Source organism: Sphingomonas abietis, from assembly GCF_027625475.1.
Taxonomy (GTDB): domain Bacteria; phylum Pseudomonadota; class Alphaproteobacteria; order Sphingomonadales; family Sphingomonadaceae; genus Solisphingomonas; species Solisphingomonas abietis.
Genome location: NZ_CP115174.1, coordinates 1,996,304 through 2,017,617, shown reverse-complemented (window position 1 = coordinate 2,017,617; position 21,314 = coordinate 1,996,304). Strand labels below are relative to the sequence as shown.

Genomic DNA, 21,314 nt, shown 5'->3' with positions numbered 1-21,314 from the left:
CGCCCGATGACCCGCGCAGCCTTGTACGCCCGTTACTCCTCGGACCAGCAGAGCGCGTCGTCGATCGACGACCAGATGCGGATCTGCCGCGAACAGGCGGCGCGAGAGGGCTGGCAGGTGGTCGGCTCGTACAAGGACGCGGCGCTCTCCGGAGCGAGCGTGACGCTGCGTCCCGGCATTCAGGCGCTTCTGCAGGATTCTCACGCCGGCAGGTTCGAAGTCGTGCTGGCGGAGGCATTGGATCGCATCTCACGCGATCAAGCCGACGTCGCCACGCTCTACAAGCATCTTCAGTTTGCCGGGGTTCGCATCGTCACCCTCGCCGAAGGCGAAATCAGCGAACTCCATGTCGGCCTCAAGGGCACGATGAACGCGCTGTTCCTGAAGGATCTGGCAAAGAAGACGCATCGCGGCCTGCGCGGCCGCGTCGAGAAGGGCAAGGCCGGCGGTGGCCTCTGCTACGGCTATGACGTGGTGAAGCGGCTCGACGGCAACGGTGAGCCGGTCCGCGGCGAGCGGACCATCAACGAGGGCGAGGCCGCTATCGTGCGTCGGGTGTTCCGTGATTTCGCAAACGGCATGAGCCCGCAGGCCATCATTGAGCGGCTCAATGCAGACGGCGTGCGCGGCATCGACGGCAAGCTTTGGACCGCGACTACTCTGCGCGGCCATGCCAAGCGTGGCACCGGCTTCCTCAACAACGAACTCTATGTCGGCCGACTGGTCTGGAACCGGCAGCGCTATGTGAAGGACCCGCGCACCGGCAAGCGCGTGTCGCGCATCAATCCCGAATCCGAATGGATCATCGCCGACGTGCCGGACCTCCGCATCGTCGATGAGGGGCTGTGGGAGGCGGTGAAGACCCGTCAACAGGCGCTCTCCATCCAGTTTGCCGACGCCATGGAGGGCACGCGCTCGAGCCGCAACCGCCTCAACAGCACGCATCGCCCGAAGTCGCTGCTGTCGGGTCTGGTGACCTGCGGCATCTGCGGTGGTCCCTACGCGCTCCGCCTCAAGGGGCGCTTCGCCTGCTCCAACCATGTCGACACCAAGAGCTGCGCCAACGGCCATAGCATCTCCCGTGAGACGCTGGAGGCCCGTGTGCTCGATGGCCTGCGCGAACGGCTCATGGCCCCGGATACGGCAGCCGAAGCCGTCAAAGCCTATGTCGAGGAAACCAACCGCCTCAACCACGCACGTCGTGTGGCGAGCGCGACCGACAAAGTTGAACTCGCCAAGGTGCTGAAAGCGATCCGGTCCAACCTCGACATGATCGGCGAAGGGCTCGGCTCGCGCGCCGTCGCCGAAGAACTGCGCAGATTGGAGACGGAAGAAGACGCCATCCGCGCACGGATGGCAGCAGCGCCGTTCGACACGCCGGACATCCTGCCCAACATAGCCGAGGTCTACCGCAAGAAAGTCGAGCGTCTCGCTGAGGCGCTCAATCAACCGACCGAGCGGGCGGAAGCGGCAGACGCGATCCGGGCGCTTATCGAACGCGTCATCCTCACCCCCGGCGCGAAGCGCGGCGAGATCAACGCCATGCTGCACGGCGAATTCGGCGCGATTCTGGAGTGGGTTGGCCGGCTGGCGCCCGGACAAACGAAAACCCCCGGCTCTGGTGAGCCGGGGGTTATGCGTTCAGTGGTTGCGGGGACCCGCAGCCACCTTCGGTATAACTCCGCCGCCAGGCGGCGGCTTACCATCCCTTGCGAAATCCAGGATGCCCATCAGCTCGCCGCATAATGTTGCTTCGATGTGGCCGCGCTTTTCACCGGGCTTCAGAATGATCCGGCCGACCAGCGAGCGAACGTCCGACGCGATGTCGGCGCGCAGATCGGGATCATCCACTGACTCCGTGAACCGAGCGACCTTCCGCCGGTAGATCTCCGCTATGTTAGGATGGATATCCGGCAGATCGGCCGGCGTCTCCCCCAGCCTTACGAGAATCTCACCCTTCTGCCGCTCGAGGTCAGCCATCCTTGCCTTCATCGCAGGCTGATACATGCCGTCCTCGATCGCGGCCATAAGACCGCCGATCCCCCGCTCGATCTTGTCCAGCGCACGCCGATCCAGTTCGGCCTGGGCGCGGCGATCCCGATTCTGCTGATTGATCGTGTCGACATAGGAAGCGACCGCCTCCCGCACGGCTTCCGCCGACACCAACCGTTCCGCGATCCCGACGAGCGCACGGCGCTCGATCTGCTCGCGCCGGATCGTCCGGGCATTGCGACACGTCCCACGCCGATGATGGCTGCGACAACCATAACGGTCGTTGACGACGATGCCGTATTGTCCACCACAACAGCCGCATTCGAGCAGACCGGAGAAGAGGAAGACGGGGCGCCGAAGCTCGTGCAACATCTTCTCGCGCGCCGCGAGAACGCCGAGCGTCGTTGCCTGATATTTTGACGCCAGCTCCGATTGCCGGACTCGCACGGCCTGCCATAGCGCATCATCGACGATACGCAGATCGGGCACTTCGGTCCTGATCCACTCGGCCTCCGGGTTCAGCCGGGCGACGCGCTTTCCGCTGGTGGGGTTCTTGATGAAGCGCTGGCGATTCCAGACCAGCACACCCGCATACAATTCATTGTTGATGATACCGGTGCCACGGGAGACGTGGCCGCGCACCGTGGTGTCGCACCATTGGTTGCCGAACGGCCCCGGAATGCCCGCGCGGTTCAGATCGCCGGCGATCCCGCGGGGGCTCTTGCCCGACGCGAACTCGCGGAAGATACGGCGGACGACAAGCGCCTCGGCCTCGTTGACCCGGCGCTCGCCCCGAACCGGCTCGCCCTCGCTATCGAGCCGCTTTACGACATCATAGCCATAGCAGAGGCCGCCCCCCGCCTTTCCCTTCTCGACGCGGCCACGCAGGCCGCGATGGGTCTTCTTCGCGAGATCCCTTAAGAAGAGCGCATTCATGGTGCCCTTCAGACCGACATGCAGCTCGGATATCTCGCCTTCGGCCAGCGTCACCAACTTCACGCCGGCGAACTGAAGATGTTTGTAGAGTGTCGCGACGTCGGCCTGATCGCGCGACACGCGATCGAGCGCCTCGGCGAGGATCACTCCGAACTTGCCGGCCTGGGCATCCCGTAACAGCGCTTGTACGCCTGGGCGGAGCGTCACGCTGGCGCCGGAGATGGCGGCATCCTGGTAGGTCTCGACCACGCGCCACCGCTCACGCGCCGCCTGATCCCGGCAGATGCTGAACTGATCCTCGATCGAGGATGCACTCTGCTGATCCGACGAATAGCGGGCGTAAAGGGCGACGGCGGTCATGACTAATCTCCCAGCAGAGCCTCGAGCATGGGTGAACGGGTGGACGAGAATGGATTGGTGACGGTAACGCCGCCCCAGGTGAAACCGTCCTGCATGTCCTCCGACAGCAGCAGCCGGCATCCCGCCTGCGAGGCGGTCGCCAGGATCACGGAGTCCCAGATGCCGAGTTTGTGATCGGCCGCGAGATCGGCTGCGAGCATCACGATATCCGCCGATGTTTCCACCGCGGGGAACGCATCCCGCCATGCCAAAAGTGAATCTCGTGCCGACGCCCTGGTACGCCCGGCCTTGCGGACGAGCACATTGAAAAGCTCGCCGAGCGCCTGCGCCGGTATCACGCCGGCATCGTTGGGAATGCGCGCGATCAAGGCCATCGCCTGCTCGTGCCGCTCAGCCCCATTCACACCCTCCGCATAGGCGAGGATATTGGTATCGAGCGCGAGCTTCACCCCTGCTCGTCCTCATAGAGTTCGTCGCGAGACCAGCGTCCGACGTCGACGACGGACTGTCCGGCAAGCCGGTCGAGAAGCAGACTCCGCGCAGCGGACCCGATCGTTTCATGCCGGCCGGTCGGGAGGATCCGTGCAACGGGCTTGCCGTGGCTGGTGACGACATAACTGTTGCCATCGCGCACCGCGCGCAAGATGGCGGAGAAATTCCGGTTGGCGTCGGCTGCCGAGATGGCCTGTTCCATGGCAAGCATTCCATTTGTAGTGATATTGTCTATAATAGCATCTGCCGTGCCGCTCTGCAAGTAAAACTATGGCACCGATAATGCCCTCGTCGATCGAAACGGCCGTGGCGTCATTCCGGCGTGGACCTGTCATTGTCGTTCACCGAGCGGCACAACCGGATCTGCTCGCGCGCGATCTGTCGCCCGATCGCAGCCGCAATGCGCAGGATGCGTGGATCGGCTGGCGCGCTGTCCGCGGTCCCATTGTCGTTGGCCGGATCGGCACTGTCTCCGGGATGATCGCGCGAACTCATGCCATCTCTCGCCACGTAAGCGAGATCGCCCCGTTACGCCGGTTCCCGTCGAACTGAGGGCACTCGTCCGCAGCGTGTCGGAAAAGCAAACGCTGGCGGGGCGGCAAAAGTACGGAGGAGCCGGCGGCGAACGACATGGCTCACCCCTCCCCGCCATGCGACTTCCGCGCTTTGGCGAACGCCTTGTCACTTCCAAGGAAGGCTTCGAGCATCGCCGGGATGAGGTCGGCAATCGTCGTCGCGCTGTCCGCGTAGGTGCTGCGATAGATCGCCAGATAATCGCGAAGCGCGGCATCGAGATCGGGCGTCACCGTGATCGAAATCTTGACCGGGGTACGGTCGGGAAGCCGCGCCAGTTTCAATTCTGCCATGAGGTGTCTCCTTTCGCCACGCCGCTCCACGCCCGGAGCACCAGGTCCTTGTGAACGATCACACGCAGCGGCCATCCGGGCCGAACCTTGAGGGTTGGCTGGACATTCAGCTGCTTGCTGACGATCTGCTGGCCGGCTTCCGACGCGGACTGCTGGCTGGACTCTCGGATCGCCCGGATCAGGTCGCTGCGATCGCTGCCGATGCTGATCTGCGTGCCGATCCCGAGCAGCGTCGACATCGCGACGCCCTTGAGCAATTGCCAAGTGTGGAAATCCACCTTGTCCTGAAGCCCTGCATAACCGCCGACATCGGTTGCAGGCAGGCTGTCGATCTGGATCGAAGACCCGTCGGGCAGGATGATCCGCTGCCAGACTAGCAGGGCCCGCTTCTGTCCAAAGGCGACGACACTGTCGTAATTGCCGATCAACCGAGATCCTTGCGGGATAAGCAGGATGCGGCCCGTCACCGTGTCGAACACATTCTCGGTAACCTGTGCGATGACGGCACCGGGCAGGTCAGAGTCTAGGCCGGTGATCAGGCTGGCGGCGATGATGCTGCCGGCCATCACCTCATAAGGTGACGCCGGCGTCTGCAAACTATGCGCGTCATAGATGCTGTCGCTGGTGTTGTGGCTCACGAAATCGAGTTTGCGCTGCTGACCATTCTGGTCGTGCTCAGGATCGACCGGGAGCTTTTCACCTTGATCGGTTGGCGTCGTTGTCGCGGCTGCGGCACCCGTATCGGCACTCCCAGCGCCTAACGTCGCCGGCCGCGCCGACGACTGCACCATCACGCCGGCTTCCCGCGCCTGTGCCGCCTGCTGGGCGACACGCTGGCGTTCCGCCTCTTCGCGTTGCTGCTCGAGTGTCTGCACCGAGGATACACCCTGCCCGGTCATCTCCCGCCGGCGTTCCAGGATCGGGCGGCCAAGATCGCCAGGTAGCGGCGGCCCCAATTGCGGCACCTTGCTATAGTCGCCTGGCAAATTGGCGACGGCGTCGGCCGGCGTTTGTCGATCGCTCTCCTGCCGGTCGACGGGCAGGGCAACATGAAGCGGATGGTGGCTGAACGCCAACCAGGCGACGCCACTGATGACCATCGCGCCGGTCGCGGCCCCGCCGATGATGACGCTACGCTTGAAGCGGACGACCCGACGCGGTGTGCCCCGCAGCGCCAGAGTCTCCGGGAGCGCCTTGCGCGGCGGCTTGGCGGCTGCTTGCGATGGCGGGGAAGCCGGGGCGGTGGCTTTGTCCTCGTTCATGGCCGCCTCCGATCGGCGGTCTCGCTATCGGTACGCGAAATGCGAACGACCTGCTGCGGCTTCTCGCCAAGCCGCAACTCGGCGGCGGCAAACAGCCGATCGACGATATAATGATTACCACTCACCCGGTAATTGACGAGCTCGCTATCACCGAGCGGCCCAACGACGAACAAGGGGGGTGCCTCGCCCTGGTCGAGCCGGTCAGGAAATTCGATGTAGACCTTGCTGCCATCATCCCAGGCGCGGACCGGCCGCCAGGCCGGATTGTCGCCAGTGATCGCGTAGCGGAAGTGGAGATCGTCGAGATCGATGCCGATCGCCGCTGGCTTCGCCGCGTCGGCTTGCGCGTTCTGTCGCTGGAGCGCGACGAGCTGGTCCTGTGGATAGGTCCAGGAGACGGCCGCCATTGCGGTCGCATCGGTGCTGTCGAGCGCCAGATGATAGGTGCGCCGATCGGTGGTGATGACCATGTTGGTGTGGAGGTCCGGGGCGAACGGCTTGACCAGCACATGCGACTGCTTACCCTCGCCCGTCCCGCTCGCGGTGTCACCGATCACCCACCGCACGGTGTCGCCGGCCGAGACCGCGACCAACTGCTCTCCGGGCTGGAGCGCAATGTCGCTTACCCGCTCGGGGGCCGTGTAGAGCCGGTAAAGAGCGCCGTCGCTCCACGGATAGATTTGTACGGCGTTGACATAGCCGGCTGCGCTGGGTTCCCGCGTAGCCGCTTTGTTGGCGGCCTCCACGCGGACGGTCGGAGGCCTGACATCGGATCTTACAGAGGGTGGCGGCTGAAGCTGACCTGGCAGCGGGAGCGGCTGAGGGATCGTAACGATCCGGACCGGCGTGGGCGGCTCGGCTTCCCGCTTGGCGACATGGAAGCTGGCCGGATCGTAGCTGATCACGGGTGGCCGGGACTTGCCCGCACAGGCGGTGAGCGCCAGCGCGGACACGGCCGGCGACAGGATAAGATGGCGTATCATTGGATATTGCCTCCTTCGTTTGCGACCGGACCCATCTCGTCTGGGACCGGGTTCTCACTGGGATCCGCGAACATCTGTGCAGGCTGGGCCGCTATCGGCGTCACCGACGGGGAAGAGGATTGCGCCGGCGCGGGGGTTGATGCGGACTGACTGGCCGAAACCGCCGATGGCGGATCCAGCTCGCGCGACCAGTCGATCGCATTGACGAAGATGCCGAGTGGGTTCCTGCGCAGCGCGTCCGCCGTTTTCGGAGGTCGTACCGTCAGCGTCAGGATCGCGGTCCAGTGCGTTGTGCCGGCAAGGCTGCCGCGATCATAGGCGCTCTCGGTCCATTTGACCTGGAAGCTGGTGTCGGACGCACGCACGACACTGGTGATCTGGACCGAGACGCTATGCTCGCCGATCGCCGCGAATGGATTGGTCGAGCGCGCATAGTCGTTGAGGAAAAGGCCCGCCCGTTCGGTCGCGAAGTCATAGGCTTCGAGCCAGTTGCGCTTGACCAGCACCGGGTCGGTCGAGACCGAGCGGATGTCGGTGATGAAGCGGCCGAGATACCAGGCGATCTCCCCATCGCTCGGCTGATAATTCTGGAGGGCCGGCGCGACACCCCTCGCCTCGCCCAGCTTGTCCACTTCGACGACATAGGGAGTGACCCGGCTTTGCAGTGACTGCCAAACGTTGCCGACGGCGAGCCCTCCAGAGATGGCCAGGCAACCAAAGGCCATCAGTCGCCAGTTGCGCGCCTGCACGCGAGCCGACCCGATGCGTTCGTCCCAGAGCTGGCCCGCTCGGCTGTAGGGGGTCTCGGGCTCGGGCGTTTGTCCGTAACGTTGGAGGCTCCGTTTGAAGACACTCATCGATCAGTCCTCCTTGTGGCTGAGGTCGGGGTTGGCAGCGGCACCGGGACGGTCGCCTTCCTTCACCGTCTGGATCGCTGTGTGGCGGTGCTGCCGCGCCGCCTGTTCGGTCCGCAGCTTGCGCGCCCAGCCGGGAGCGCCGTCTGATCCGGACGCGGCAGTGTGTGCGTCAGCACCGGTTGGAGCGCTCACCGGATCGGCGGCCGATGGGGCATGCCGAGAACCCGCGCGCCATGCGGAGTCCCGACCCGTCTCGGCACTCGCTCGGATCGGTCCCGTGAAGCGTTCCGCCGCCGAGCGGGCTGCCTCACGCGTAGCGCCGCGGGCGGCGGTCGCGATGCCGCCGAGACCTGCGCCGACGCCGGTGCTGCCCGACGTCTCCTGCCCGAGCCGGTAGGCGCTCGATGCAGCGGAGCCCATCGCAGTGCCCGCGCGGATCGCGGCCATGCCGCCCGATGCTGCGACCATGGCGGCACGCGCGCCTAGAAATGCGGCGCCGCCCGTCGCGACCGCGGCGCCCGCTGCCGTGCCGATTGCGGCGCCGGCACCGAGCTGCGGCGCGCCGGACACGAGGCCGGTCGCGATCGCGGGACCGAAGATGCCGAGCCCGAGCAATGCGAGCGATGCCAATACCAGCGACATGGCGTGGCCAGTATCGGGCGCTTGGCCCTGCAGCGCCGACGTGAAATCGGAGAAGAAGCTCGATCCGATGCCGACGATGACGGCAAGCACCATGACCTTGATGCCGGACGAGATGACATTGCCCAGTACGCGCTCGGCAAGGAACGACGTCTTGTTCCACAGCGCGAAGGGCACCAGCGTGAAGCCGGCGAGGCTGGTCAGCTTGAATTCGAGGATCGTGATGAAGAGCTGCACGGCGAGGATGAAGAAGGCGAGCACGACGATCAGCCACGCGATGAGCAGGATCGCTGCGGTGGCGAGGCTGGAAAGGCTCAGACCCACGGAAGAATTGGCCTGCTGCAACAAAGGCCAGGCGGCCGTGAAGCCGACGCCCGCCAGTTTGCCGGGCTTGAGGAGGTCGGCCGCGGTGAGGCTGCTCGCGCTGGCATGAAGCCCAAGCCCCGCGAAGGACTGGAAGATGATCTCGCTGAGATGCTGGAAATTATTGAGGATCAGCGCGAAGCTGCCGACATAGAGCACCTTGCGGAGCAGGCGGGCAAGGATGTCGCTGTCGCCGTCCATCGCCCACCACAGGCCGGCAATGGTGATGTCGATCCCGATCAGCACCGTTGTGAGAAAGCCGACGTCCGGCCCAAGCAGCCCGAACCCGCTGTCGATATAGCGGGTAAAGGTCGTCATGAACTGATCGATGACGTTGAGGTCGGCGCCTACCCCATTAGCCATGGGAGTTGCTCCTGCTAAAGAAGATACGCATCGACTGACTCCGTCTTGGGGTTGACCGGCGCGCCCTCTATTGGGGGCTGTAGGCGTTGCCGGTGCCGATGAACTGCGTGAAGGCGGTCCGGGCGGCATTCTCATCTGCTGCGGTGCGCGCCTTCTCCAGCGCGTCCGCCCGCCCCTGTGCCGCGGCCAGATTCTGGATCTGGAGCTGCTGCTTGATCGACAGCGCCATGAGCTGGTTGGCGGCCTGGGCGACCTGCAAGCTGCCGGTGGCACCCTGCGAGGCGCTGACGAGGGCGGTGAGTTTCGTGCTGTCGGACTGCACGGTCTGGACGATCTGAGACTGGACCGTCATCGCCTGGCCATAGCCGCTCATCGCATCCTGCCAGCGGGTATGCGCGTCGGTGGCGATCTGCGGGATCGTGGTGCCAGCACCATAGGTCGGCATGAAATGCTGTTGGAATGACGTCTGCGCCGACTGGACCTGGAAGCCGATCCGCTGGGCCTGGTTCATCAGATTGCTGATCTGCTGAAGATCGTTGGTGATGGCACTCAGCGAGGAGAAATTCAGGTGGCTGAGATTCTTCGCCATGTTCTCCAGCATCGTCGCCTGGTTCTGGAGCGACTGGATCTGGTTGGTGATCTGCTGAAGCGACCGCGCCGCGGTCAGCACATTCTGCGCATAATTGTGCGGATCGAAGACGATCCCGCCGAACTGCGCCCGAACTGGCATGGCAGTGAACAGCGAGACGGCAGCAAAGGCCGCCATGATGGTGCGCGGTTTCATAGCGGAAGCTCCTGCTGGAGGGAATGGACGGGAATGGCGTTCGGAAAATCGCGGAGGAGATCGGCGGCCCACGTAAGACCACGGGCGCGCAGGAAGGCCGCGGCGAAGCCATCGCGCCCTTCGACCGCGAGCATCTCATCGATGAGCCTCTGGCTGGCCGGATCGGAGGCGCCGCACAGCGCAAGCGCGATCGGCCCCATGGCCAAGTCAAACAGCCGGTTTCCCCGGAAGGACTGAAGATAATAATGCCGCTTCGGTGTCGCGCGCGCGATCAGCTCGATCTGCCGGGCGTTCAAGCCGAACCGCTCATAGGCCACCCTTCCCTGCGGCTCGAGCGCCCGCTCGTTGGGAAGGAAGATACGCTGCGGACAGCTCTCGATGATCGCGGGCGCGATCGAACTATCGGCGATGTCCGCGAGGCTCTGCGTTGCGAACACCACGCTGACGTTCTTCTTGCGCAGCACCTTCAGCCATTCGCGAATGCGCGCCGCGAACAGCGGATGGTCGAGGAACACCCAGGCCTCGTCGAGGATGAGCAGCGTCGGGCGTCCATCGAACCGCTCTTCCAGCCTATGGAAGAGGTAGGTCAGCACCGGCAGCACGACGCCGGGTGTGCGCATCAGCGCCTCGGTTTCGAAACATTGGACGTCGCCGAGCGCGAGGCGGTTTTCGGCGGCGTCCAGCAGCCGGCCGAACGGCCCCTCCAGCGTCCACGGCATCAGCGCCGCCTTGAGCGCATTAGACTGGAGCAGCATCGACAGCCCGGTTAGCGTCCGTTCCCGTGGTGGCGCGCTGGCCAGGCTGGTGAGCGCCGACCACAACGCCTCCTTGACCTCCGGCGTGACAGCCACGCCTTCGTGGGCGAAGAGGCTAGCGATCCATTCCGATGCCCAGGCCCGCTCGACATCGTCATCGATCGTGCGCAGCGGTTGAAACGCGAGCGCTTCGCCATCGTCCGACCCAAGCGGATGATGGGTACCGCCCATGGCCAGCACGCCGGCTCGCGCCGAGAAACCCTTGTCGAAGATGGTGATCTGGCTGTCGGGATAGCGCCGGAACTGCAGCGCGAGCAACGCTAGGAACACTGACTTGCCCGCCCCTGTGGGGCCGACCACGATCATATGACCGACGTCGCCGACATGGATGGATAGCCGGAACGGCGTCGATCCAGAGGTTTCCGCGTAGAGAAGCGGCGGCCCGTCGAGATGGGCGTTGCGAGCCGGGCCAGCCCATACGCTCGACAGCGGTATCAGGTGCGCAAGGTTGAGCGTGTGTACCAGCGGCTGGCGTACATTGGCATAGACATGACCAGGCAGGCTTCCCAGCCACGCCTCCACGGCGTTCACACTTTCGCGGATGCAGGTGAAGCCGAGGCCGTTGACGATGCGCTCGACGATGCGAACCTTCTCGTCGGCCGCTGTCCGGTCCTCGTCCGACACCGTGATTGTCGTGGTCAGATAACCGAACGCCACATGGTCGCCGCCGAGCGCCTGGAGCGCGAGGTCCGCATCGGCGACCTTGTTGTCGGCATCGCTGTCGGTCAGCGGCACCGCCTCGTTCATCATCACCTCGCGCATCAGCTGCGCGATCGACTTCCTCTTGTTGAACCATTGGCGCCGGATCTTCGTCAGCGCCTTGTTCGCCGCCGTCTTGTCGAGTGCGATAAAGCGCGTTGACCAGCGATAGGCGAAATCCTGATGATTGAGCGCGTCGAGGATGCCGGGGCGCGTCGCGTTCGGAAATCCCAGGATCGTGACGGTGCGCAGATGCCGGTCGCCCAGCATCGGCTCGATACCGCCGGACAGCGCAGTGTCGACCAGCAGCCCGTCGAGATACATCGGGGTTTCGGGCACGGCAACATCATGCCGGCGTGTCGAGACGATAGCGTGCAGGTAGGTCAGCGTGGCGGCATCGTCGAGCGCGCGGACTTCGGGCAAGAGGCCGGAGAGCAGATCCAGCACCCGGTCGGTCTCGGTGATGAAGGCGCGCAGTTCCTGTCGCCAGTCACGCGCCTGACCGTCGTCTTCACGGTCCCACAGGGCCCGTTCCGCCCGCGCTACCTGATCGACGGGCGGGAGATAGAAGAGTGTCAGATGATAATGGCTCTCGAAGTGACGGCCCCGGCGGCCGTCGAAATGGCCAGCCCTTTCCTGATCGACCAACCAGGAGGCGGGATCGGGGAAATCGCTGTCCGGATAGCCGAGCGCCTCGATCCGCTCGGCATCGAAGAACAGCGCCCAGCCGCTACCGAGCCGTCGAAGGACGTTGTTGGCACGTGCGCAAACCGACACCAGCTCGGCCTCGGTCGCGGATTCAAGGTCAGACCCGCGGAACCGAAGAGTGCGCTGAAAGCCGCCGTCCTTGTTGAGGACGGTGCCGGGCGCGATCAGCGCGGCCCAAGGCAGATGGTCGGCAAGCCGGTCCGCGTTGGGCCGGTATTCTGTCAGGTTCAACATGACAGCCACACCTTGTGCCGGAGGTGACGGACGACGACGGGTGCGAAGTCAGGATCCCGTTTGGCGGCAAACACCGCCAAGCTGTGGCCGGCGACCCAGAGCAATACGCCGGCGATCCATTGCTGGAGGCCAAGTCCCATTGCCGCGGCGAGCGTGCCGTTGATGATCGCGATGCCGTGCGGAGCGCCCCCGAGCAGGATCGGTTCGGTCAACGCGCGGTGCAGCGGCACCTCGAAGCCTGCGACAGGATTGTCGCCAATGGGAGGGGCGCCCGTCATGCGACCAGCGCCCCGCCACCGAAGCTGAAGAAGCTCAGAAAGAAGCTCGACGCGGCGAAGGCGATCGAGAGGCCGAAGACGATCTGGATCAGCTTGCGGAATCCACCAGACGTTTCGCCGAAGGCGAGCGCCAGGCCGGTGCTGACAATGATGAGGACCGCGACAATTTTGGCGACCGGCCCCTGCACGCTGTCCAGAATTTGCTGGAGCGGCTGCTCCCACGGCATGCCGGTGCCAGCTGCAAAGGCACTCGTGGGGATCATGAGCGCCCCGCCAGCGAGAAATGCGAGCGCACGGACCGGATGAAGGGCATGAGGTACAACACGCATGGTCATTCTCCATTCGAGGGTGTGGGAAGTTCGAGATCGGCGACGGCGTAGTCGCCGTCCGCATCGAGGCCGGTGACGGACAGCAAGGTCTCGACGCGTCTTCGGGAGCCACGTCCGGTGATGAACACCACCATGTCGATCGCATCCGCGATGAGGCGGCGGGGCACCGTGACGATGCTCTCGGCGACAAGCTGCTCGATCCGGTAGAGCGCGGAGCGGGCGGAATTGGCGTGGACGGTGGCGATGCCGCCAGGATGGCCAGTGTTCCAGGCCTTGAGCATGTCGAGCGCCTCGCCGCCCCGCACCTCGCCGACGATGATCCGGTCGGGCCGCAGCCGCAGCGTCGAGCGAACGAGGTCGGCCATGCCGGCAACGCCGGCTTTGGTGCGCAGCGCCACCGTGTCGGGCGCCGCGCATTGAAGCTCGCGGGTGTCCTCGATCAGGACCACACGCTCGCCGAGATGCGCCATCTCGGCGAGCAGCGCGTTGGCGAGCGTGGTCTTGCCCGACGATGTGCCGCCCGCGACCACGATGTTCCGGCGCTCGACTACCGCGATCGATAGCAGCCGCGCGACATCCGCGGTCATGATGCCATCGGCGACATAGTCGAGCAGCGTGTGGATGCGCGCCGCGGGCTTGCGGATCGCGAAACAGGGTGCAGGGGAAACGGGTGGGAGCACCCCTTCGAACCGTTCGCCGCTTTCGGGGAGCTCGGCCGAGACGATCGGCTGCCCGGTATGAACTTCGATGCGGACATGGCTTGCCACCAGTCGGATGATCCGCTCGACCTCGGCCGGTGCCATCCGGATGCCCGTATCCACCCGCCCCTCGCCGAACAGGTCGAGACACAGCGCGCCGTCCGGATTGACCATGATCTCGATCACGCGGGAGTCGGCGAGCGCCGCGCCGATTGCCGGTCCCATCGCAGTACGCAACATGGCGCGTCGGCGGTTGCGGGATTCGGGATGCTCCGGGCCGCTCATCGCGCGCTCTCCCCGGCCGGGTTGGCTGCGCGGCGATCGCCATTCGCTATGTGACGACCGACCTGATCGATGAATTTTTCAAACCGGTCCCGTCCGATTGCCCGAGCCGCAGCATCGGGTTCGGGGATCTGGGCGGTCAGACTGAACTGGTAGCGGATGAACAGAGACAGGCTTTCCAGCAGCACCTCCATGTCGCGGGCGGCGCGGCGCTGATCCGTTGAGATGCGATCGAGACGAATCTTAAGCAGGTCATCGACTTCGCGCATGCCGCGGCGACGGAAATGGGAGCGCAGCGCATCCGCGACGATCGCCGATTTGGACGTGCCCGGATGCGCCGCCAGCGCGTCGAGCTGGCCGCTGATTTCGTCGTCGAGATAGACATGATGGCGGGGTTTCATCGGATCGTCCTCAGAAGCTCGGCAGCGGATCGTGGTCAGGGTCGGCTTGGTCCTGTTCGACGCCGCTGTTCATCGCCCGAGCCCGTGCAATCGCGCCGAGCCCGCGTGCTTGGTCCATGGCCCGCTGATCGGCGGTGGAATCGCCATCATCATCATTGTCTGGCGTTGCCGCCTGTTCCGGTTCGGACGCGGCTTTCGCCTGTTCTTCCTCAAGGCCTGGATGACGCTGCTGCTGAAGACCGCCCTCGTCTTCAGGCGTAACAGCCTGTTCTTCACCAGCTTGCGCGGCGAGTTGGAAATTGGGTTGCCGCATCTCGCCGCCCCAGTCATCGGGCCGCGGGTCGGGACGATCGGCATAAGTGCCATCGTCACTGTCGAGGCTGGGTGGCGGCAGCACCCGCGACGTGAAATTGCGATCTTCGTAATAGCGCAGCTTGCGCGCGCGTATTGGCGCCAGCCCCGAGACGAGGACCAGCTCGTCAGCCGGCGGCAACTGCATCACTTCGCCTGGCGTCAACAGCGGCCGCGCGGTTTCCTGTCGACTGACCATGACATGGCTGAGCCAGGGGGCGAGCCTGTGCCCGGCATAATTGCGCTGGGCGCGCAACTCGGTAGCGGTACCGAGCGCATCGGAGATGCGCTTGGCCGTTCGCTCGTCGTTCGAGGAGAACGCCACCCGAACATGGCAATTGTCGAGGATGGCGTTGTTCTCGCCATAAGCCTTGCTGATCTGGTTCAGTGACTGGGCGATGAGGAAAGCGCGGATGCCATAGCCGGCCATGAAGGCGAGCGCGGTCTCGAAAAAATCGAGCCGTCCCAGCGCCGGGAATTCGTCGAGCATCATGAGGAGCTGGTGCTTGCGGCTCTTGCCTGGATCGCCTTCCAGTCGTTCGGTGAGACGGCGACCGATCTGGTTCAGCACAAGGCGGACCAGCGGCTTCGTCCGGGAAATGTCGGACGGCGGGATGACCAGGTAGAGCGACACCGGCACTGGTCCGTCGACGAGATCGGCGATCCGCCAGTCGCAGGCCGCAGTCGTGAGCGCCACCGTGGGATCACGGTAGAGGCCGAGGAAGGACATGGCGGTGGACAGCACGCCGGAGCGCTCGTTTTCGCTCTTGTTCAGAACCTCGCGCGCGGCGCTGGCAATGACCGGATGGACCTGCGGCTGCTCCGGCGTCCCCAGATGGTTGGTCTCCATCATTCGCCGCAGCGTATGAGCGAAGCTCCGTTGGGGATCCGAAAGGAAGGTGGCGACCCGCGCCAGCGTCTTTTCCTCTTCGGCATAGAGCACGTGGAGGATCGCGCCGACGAGCAGGCTGTGGCTGGTTTTTTCCCAATGCGAACGGCGTTCGAGCGCACCTTCGGGATCGACGAGGATGTCGGCGATATTCTGCACATCGCGGACCTCGTCGGGTCCTTTGCGGACTTCGAGCAGCGGGTTGTAACGCGCCGAACGCGGATCCGTCGGGTTGAACAGCAGGCAATGCGAGAAGCGCTGCCGCCAACCTGCCGTCAGCGTCCAGTTCTCACCCTTGATATCGTGCACCACGGCGCTGCCTGTCCACGACAACAGCGTCGGTACCACCAGACCGACACCTTTGCCCGAACGGGTCGGCGCGAAGGCCATGACGTGCTCGGGGCCGTCGTGACGCAGATAGTTGCGGCCGAGCTTGCCGAGGAAGACGCCGGCGTCGCCCAACAATCCGGCACCGACGATCTCGCGCCGCGAGGCCCAGCGCGAGGAACCATAGGTGGTGACCTGGCTGTTTTGACGCGCACGCCACAGCGAACCGACGATGGCAGCCGCGCAGCCGAGGAATCCGCTCGCCGCCGCAAGCGCGCCGGCCTTGTCGAAGACAGTGCGCGCATAAGCATCATAATGGTACCACCAACCGAACAGCTGCCACGGCCGGTAGACCGGCATGCCAAACACGACATACCAGGGACTGCCCAGCTCGGCCTGATAGCCGAGCATCGACGCCGCCCATTGTGTCGCCGCCCAAACGCCGAGCAACACGACTGAGAAGACGACGAAGATCTGGCCGATGAGAAGCTTGGTGGGTGTCATGCGCCGCATCCCGAATTACGCACCGCGAAGGCGATGCGTCTCGGTGCAATGATCGGATGCTCGGGGGGAAAGCGTTACGGCCTTTACATACGCTCAAGCACGCTCGAGATACGTTTCCGCACATGACTTCGCACACGGATATGCCTGGCAAATCCGAATCAGTTCTTGCGGTCGAGACTTTTCTCGCACCCCAACTCGACAAATTCGTGCAATCTTTTTATTCGGCGCTTCATCCCACAACCGCCATTCTGCCCCCGCGGATCTTGATCGCAAAAACTCGGGGTTACGGTACCACGCCTATCGCACAAGGCTTGGCTGACAGACGAAGGCACCAAGGCTATGCCCGCTAGCGACCAACATAAGCCGCTCCTATGACGAAGCAGCAACGTCTAGGACAGACAAAACCAGTCATTCGCAACGCAAGATCGCCCCGCCAGCCTAACCATCGTCATCCGTTACGTTGTTCGTGTCCTCGGCCTTGCCCAGCTCAATGAAGTCCTCCTGTTCTTCGGCGAGCTTGGCTAGCCTTTTACCGCTCCAAGACCATGCTTGACGCAGGTCGTTGGAAGCAAAAGGCTCGGATGCGATCGCAGCATGCCGTTCCTCGAACAAGACCCATACGATCCGAGACTGCGTCGCCGTCAGATATGCTAGCAATCTCGCCTTGTCGAAAACCAGCGCGACATCATCGCCGTGGCCGATCTGTGCCGCAATCACCTCGCCGGATGCATCCATCCAGCTACGCGCACCGTCCCACTTGGCCATATTATGGGTGATAAGGTCCGAAGCCGGTACCCAGAGCGAATGTGCCGGAGTCTCTGAGTCATCGAAGTGACTGACGATCACAGATGCTGGGATGCCGAACTTGCCGTCGAGCCCCCATTGGCTAGAATGTGTACGCAGGGCGACACTTCCAAGGAATTCGCCTTGGTATAACTTGCGGAGTTCGGGAATGTCCGCGTCTGGAATGGACGAGGTGAAGGACCTCTTTAGCGCGGCCATCTCGCTATCGGGAACTAGCATCGCCGCCACGCGCCGGGGTGCGATCAAATAACGCTTGCTCACCTCGTCTTGATATCGCCAAATCTGATAGCCGGCCAGCAGCAGCCACTTCTCGCCAACCAGTTCGATGTCCCGGTCAATGAACAGTTCGGCCGCCCAATCCCTGGGGTTGCGTGCCTCCGGCCGGACGATCGGCGCGATGAAAAAATCGGAGGTGTTTACACCTGGGACGGGCGCCGTGCGATCTTCCGACAAGTCGGTCGGATCGAGCGTGCGAAGCTCGACTGCCTGCAAATCGCTAGGGTTTCGAGGCGTTCCCCATGAGGGCGGATTATGGGGGACGTGATCGTGGAGCCGACCCAGTAGCCGCGCCAGGAATATCCACTGATACTTCTTGCTAACGCGCCGATGGCGATTGGGTACGCCGCGTTCCTGGCCATGTTCCTCGATGAGCTTCCAGTCATACGCAAGCGCGAACTTGCTCGGGCCATCATAGCCAAGAGTCAGGATCTGCTCGACGATCCACTGGTTCAGGTGCGCAAGCGTCAGTCCGGCGGCAGCAAGGCCGAAATCCTTGGCGGCAGGCTTGACGACGTAGCCCGCGAAGTCAGGCTGCCACGACTGTTGCCCCAGTTTCAGGTTCGCCGGCAGGTCGGGATGCGTGGCATCAAGCGCCGGCCAATCCGGAAATGTGAATTGAAGCGGCCACGCGCTTGCATAGGGTGGCTGCACAGATGCTAGAACCGGTGTGCTCGCGATGGTGCCTGCCGCGATGCCCTCCTCGACGATGAGCCGCCCCAGATCCCTGAGCAGCACATTCTCGGGCGGCATGCCCGAAGCGAAGAAGCTGTCGAACACGATGTCGGCGATCTCGCCCCAATAGGCCGGATCCTGCTTCAGCAGGCCTGCGCCATACGCCGAATTCAGCACGCGCTCGCGAATGAAATCATCGTCGCACAGGATGAAGTAGTCGAGCAACTCGCCCGATATCGGCTGTGCGACCATGAGGCGTGTCAGCGCCTGGGACGCCTCATCGCGAATGAGCAGGTCGGCACTGGCGGTGAACCAGGCCAAGGCAATGCCGAGAAGAACGGCGGATTCCGTCGACAGGTGCGAAAGGTCCTGACCCCGCGCGATACTGACGAGCTGGTGGCCCGCCCCCCCTTGCTCCCAGGCCTGCTTCAGCGCCGAGGTCCACATGGCGTCCCGGTCGAGTTGCTGATAGCTCCGGAGCCGCGAGTCCAGCCACTCTGCATTTACCGGATGCCCGGGCACCGCTGTGACCGCGAGTACTTTGTCGAGAACCTCGATAAGATCGACGAACCTTCTGTGGTGCAGCACCCAGTTCGTGCAGGTGAAACTGGCGAGATCCCGCCAGGCGAGTACGTCCAGTGCCAGCATCGTCACTTCCAGGTGGGTCGCAGTTCCGCTGAGCAGGTCGGCGATCTCGATGCCGTGCAGTTCGGGCAGGACGATCGAATAGGCCTGGATGAGGCCTGCATACTCGGACACCGTGTCGGGCGTCGCCACGAGCGCCGCCAAGTCTCCCGAAAGGAACCGTGCGCACACGGCCGCCTTGTTCTGGTCAGCGATGCTTGATTGCGCGATCAACACATCGCCCAGACGCTCAAAGGCGAACCGCAGGAAAGAGGCGCCACTGTCGGACGCGACCGATACCAGATCGGCCTCTTCCATCGCCCTGAGTAAGGATCTCGACGCGCCCTGCGATGGCCGAACGCCCGCCAGAATCGTCTGGGCATCAGCCAACGGCAAAAGGCGCACGCCTCTCTGTCCCATTGCCTGAGCAAGGGCCAGGGCGCCGTCATTCACCGGATTCTCGATGCGGACGTCGAAGTCGAGCAGCTCGGCCGCCTTCCTGTTCGCGCCGTCGAGGATTGCCGCAATCAGCTTGGTGAGGCTGATCTGGCCACCTGGAATGCGATCCCACTTCATAGTCACCGCCGCCCGGCAGACCAGATGCAGGAACAGCGGATTGGCGAACTCGGGTTGCGCGACGACTTCGGCGGGCGGGCCAACCTTGTAGAATGCCGCAAAGGCGTATGCAGCGTCATATTCGCGGCCGGCAAAGCCCGCATGCGTAAAGCTGGGCAGGTCGTCGGCTGCAGCGCCAAGCGTATCCTCGATGAAGATGTCCCGGCAGGTGAGGAGCAGCTTGATCGGCTGCCCTGCGATATCGGCCTTGAGCTGGGGGAGCCAGGATCGCCATTGCTGACGATCAGGGGTCTCGTTGATTGCATCGACACAGAGCAGGAACGGCGCACCGGTGCCTTCGGCGAACGCGGCCAACACGCCGAGAATCTCGGACTTGCTCGCCGTCGGGCCGATGCCCAGCTTGCTTGCCACCACGCTCCACAGGTTTTGGCCGTACGTTATTTCCTGCCCGAGTACGGCCAACGCGCCGCGTCTGGCAGCAATCCGTCCTTTGGTGGCATCGATCGTAGTGTGTGTTTTTCCGATACCGGCAGGCCCCCGCATGAGCAGGGTGCCTGCTCCGGCCGCGATCGCAGCTGGGCTCTCTGCAAATGAGAGGACGTCGCGAAGGAGCGTGCAAGCATCGCGAGCGCGATCGAGATCCGCCGCAGGGAATGCAGCCTGAAAGGCGGCCTGCCATTGCCGCCAACGGATGTTGTCGTTTTCCTCGCCGTGCGTGCTGTCGAATGCGTCTTTGACCGCGTCTTCGAGGGACTGGACTATAGGAAGCGTTTGACTGGCGAGCTTTTGCAGCGCTGCGCGGTCGGCTTCTTTAAAGGAAAGATCCTCGACAGCGGCAAAGCGAAGGTTCGCATCCCTCAAGGCCGCCAATAACTGCGCAGACTGACCTGGATGCGCTTTGGGTGACAAAGCATTCCAGACACCAACTGCCTTGCGCAACCGCGCACCCCAGCCCTCATGCACCGCTGGCCAACCCGGATCGAGTCCGAAGGCCTTGATCGTATTACCGGCGTCGTTTCCGACCCGAAGAAGGGGCGAATATCGAGGCCCGGCAACGCCTTCGGCTACGGTCGCGGCGCTCTCAAGCGTCGCCATGTTCACGTTTAACGAGCCGAACCAGTACAATATCCGGCCGTCGGAATTGTCCATTCCCAGAAGCCGCGACTTCAACTCGCTCTCATGCCACCACTCGACCGTTATCGTCGCGCCGCGCCTGGCGGCACGATCGATCAGGCTTTTCCGCCAGGTCTCGAGCTTCTCCGCCTGGCCTTCGCCGGAACGCGCCTTGATCGTTGGTGTGGGATCGAATGGCAGGGTGACGATATAAGTTTCGAGATCGGTATGATTGTCGAGCGCGGTGTCGAGCGATTTCTCGAGTTGCGCGAGATGCCCTGCCTTCAATGGCAGGAAATATTTTGATTGAAGGCCTATGACTTTCCCGCTGGGGAGGCGCCAGATCGCCTCGACGCCGCCATCGCCACCTGCGCCGCGATACCGCTCGTATCGCGAGCCCGCAGCTACGGCGTAACGATGGAAAATCTGGGCGGAGAATTCTTCGAAGCCCTCTCTCTGATCGCCGTGTTCCGCACGAATTTTCGAAAAATCAATATCAGGAGTCATTCGTCAGCCGCAGTAGTGATTCTCAATAGATTATCGTGCTTATGCGATACGTAGCGTCACGTCACGTCACGTCACGTGGCCTGGCCCTAACCGGACCGTCCCTCCCGCTTCCTGCAGTCATCTGCTTTCTTTTAGAACGTCCGGTGTTCGACTGTAAGCCGCCCTTTCGACGGCGGCCAGAGAATGACCGCAAAGTCCCAGAGACCGCCTATCCTGTCGCTCAGGCACTTATCAGAACGACCATTATCGGACTTGGTTCGTATCCGTAACGGAGTGATTCCATAGTATCCTCGCGACGAGCGCCCTGGTCACGTTGCTGACGATGAT

At 63.7% G+C, this 21,314-nt stretch carries 18 protein-coding genes; 1 reads left to right on the top strand and 17 read right to left on the bottom strand.

Features of this window, described 5'->3' with window-relative positions; all coding sequences use genetic code 11:
- Positions 1-6 precede the first annotated feature (6 nt).
- The gene (locus tag PBT88_RS09695) at positions 7-1,746 is read left to right on the top strand and encodes a recombinase family protein (RefSeq protein ID WP_270078970.1); all 1,740 of its coding nucleotides are present in this window, start codon (positions 7-9) and stop codon (positions 1,744-1,746) included.
- Here the strand turns inward: PBT88_RS09695 and PBT88_RS09690 are convergent.
- The 17 genes from PBT88_RS09690 to PBT88_RS09610 form a co-directional block, all read right to left on the bottom strand.
- Positions 1,642-3,408 carry a recombinase family protein gene (locus PBT88_RS09690; RefSeq protein WP_270078969.1) on the bottom strand — a complete coding sequence of 589 codons (1,767 nt, stop codon included), beginning with the start codon at positions 3,406-3,408 and terminating at the stop codon, positions 1,642-1,644. The two genes, PBT88_RS09695 and PBT88_RS09690, sit on opposite strands and share 105 nt — an antisense overlap.
- Positions 3,291-3,737 carry a PIN domain-containing protein gene (locus PBT88_RS09685; RefSeq protein WP_270078968.1) on the bottom strand — a complete coding sequence of 149 codons (447 nt, stop codon included), beginning with the start codon at positions 3,735-3,737 and terminating at the stop codon, positions 3,291-3,293. Before PBT88_RS09685 ends, PBT88_RS09690 begins: the two co-directional genes overlap by 118 nt.
- Complete coding sequence (locus PBT88_RS09680) at positions 3,734-3,982, bottom strand: type II toxin-antitoxin system Phd/YefM family antitoxin (RefSeq protein WP_270078967.1); 249 nt, start codon at positions 3,980-3,982, stop codon at positions 3,734-3,736. Before PBT88_RS09680 ends, PBT88_RS09685 begins: the two co-directional genes overlap by 4 nt.
- 110 nt (positions 3,983-4,092) lie before the next feature.
- Positions 4,093-4,275 carry a hypothetical protein gene (locus PBT88_RS09675; RefSeq protein WP_270078966.1) on the bottom strand — a complete coding sequence of 61 codons (183 nt, stop codon included), beginning with the start codon at positions 4,273-4,275 and terminating at the stop codon, positions 4,093-4,095.
- Between the two features lie 140 nt (positions 4,276-4,415).
- Positions 4,416-4,646, bottom strand: a complete 231-nt coding sequence (locus PBT88_RS09670) for a DUF2274 domain-containing protein (protein ID WP_270078965.1) — start codon at positions 4,644-4,646, stop codon at positions 4,416-4,418.
- Positions 4,634-5,545: a TrbI/VirB10 family protein gene (locus PBT88_RS09665; RefSeq protein WP_326521579.1), complete on the bottom strand. Its 912-nt coding sequence runs from the start codon at positions 5,543-5,545 to the stop codon at positions 4,634-4,636. Before PBT88_RS09665 ends, PBT88_RS09670 begins: the two co-directional genes overlap by 13 nt.
- 359 nt (positions 5,546-5,904) lie before the next feature.
- Positions 5,905-6,891, bottom strand: coding sequence for a P-type conjugative transfer protein TrbG (gene trbG, locus PBT88_RS09660; RefSeq protein WP_270078963.1), 987 nt, complete (start codon positions 6,889-6,891; stop codon positions 5,905-5,907).
- The gene (gene trbF / locus PBT88_RS09655; protein WP_270078962.1) at positions 6,888-7,748 is read right to left on the bottom strand and encodes a conjugal transfer protein TrbF; all 861 of its coding nucleotides are present in this window, start codon (positions 7,746-7,748) and stop codon (positions 6,888-6,890) included. Before trbF ends, trbG begins: the two co-directional genes overlap by 4 nt.
- 3 nt (positions 7,749-7,751) lie before the next feature.
- Positions 7,752-9,113 (bottom strand): P-type conjugative transfer protein TrbL, encoded by a 1,362-nt coding sequence (gene trbL / locus PBT88_RS09650; protein WP_270078961.1) that lies wholly within the window; start codon positions 9,111-9,113, stop codon positions 7,752-7,754.
- A gap of 67 nt (positions 9,114-9,180) precedes the next feature.
- Positions 9,181-9,897 carry a P-type conjugative transfer protein TrbJ gene (gene trbJ / locus PBT88_RS09645; RefSeq protein WP_270078960.1) on the bottom strand — a complete coding sequence of 239 codons (717 nt, stop codon included), beginning with the start codon at positions 9,895-9,897 and terminating at the stop codon, positions 9,181-9,183.
- Complete coding sequence (trbE, locus tag PBT88_RS09640) at positions 9,894-12,353, bottom strand: conjugal transfer protein TrbE (RefSeq protein WP_270078959.1); 2,460 nt, start codon at positions 12,351-12,353, stop codon at positions 9,894-9,896. The genes trbJ and trbE overlap by 4 nt, the downstream gene beginning before the upstream one ends.
- Entirely contained in the window at positions 12,347-12,631 is a 285-nt protein-coding gene (locus PBT88_RS09635) for a VirB3 family type IV secretion system protein (protein WP_270078958.1), read from the bottom strand. Before PBT88_RS09635 ends, trbE begins: the two co-directional genes overlap by 7 nt.
- Complete coding sequence (locus PBT88_RS09630) at positions 12,628-12,894, bottom strand: TrbC/VirB2 family protein (protein ID WP_270079222.1); 267 nt, start codon at positions 12,892-12,894, stop codon at positions 12,628-12,630. The genes PBT88_RS09635 and PBT88_RS09630 overlap by 4 nt, the downstream gene beginning before the upstream one ends.
- A 68-nt stretch (positions 12,895-12,962) precedes the next feature.
- Positions 12,963-13,943, bottom strand: coding sequence for a P-type conjugative transfer ATPase TrbB (gene trbB, locus PBT88_RS09625; RefSeq protein ID WP_270078957.1), 981 nt, complete (start codon positions 13,941-13,943; stop codon positions 12,963-12,965).
- Entirely contained in the window at positions 13,940-14,341 is a 402-nt protein-coding gene (locus tag PBT88_RS09620; protein ID WP_270078956.1) for a ribbon-helix-helix domain-containing protein, read from the bottom strand. Before PBT88_RS09620 ends, trbB begins: the two co-directional genes overlap by 4 nt.
- Before the next feature lie 10 nt (positions 14,342-14,351).
- Entirely contained in the window at positions 14,352-16,412 is a 2,061-nt protein-coding gene (locus tag PBT88_RS09615; RefSeq protein WP_270078955.1) for a conjugal transfer protein TraG, read from the bottom strand.
- Positions 16,413-16,850: 438 nt separating this feature from the next.
- Positions 16,851-20,987: a hypothetical protein gene (locus tag PBT88_RS09610; protein ID WP_270078954.1), complete on the bottom strand. Its 4,137-nt coding sequence runs from the start codon at positions 20,985-20,987 to the stop codon at positions 16,851-16,853.
- Between the last annotated feature and the right edge of the window lie 327 nt (positions 20,988-21,314).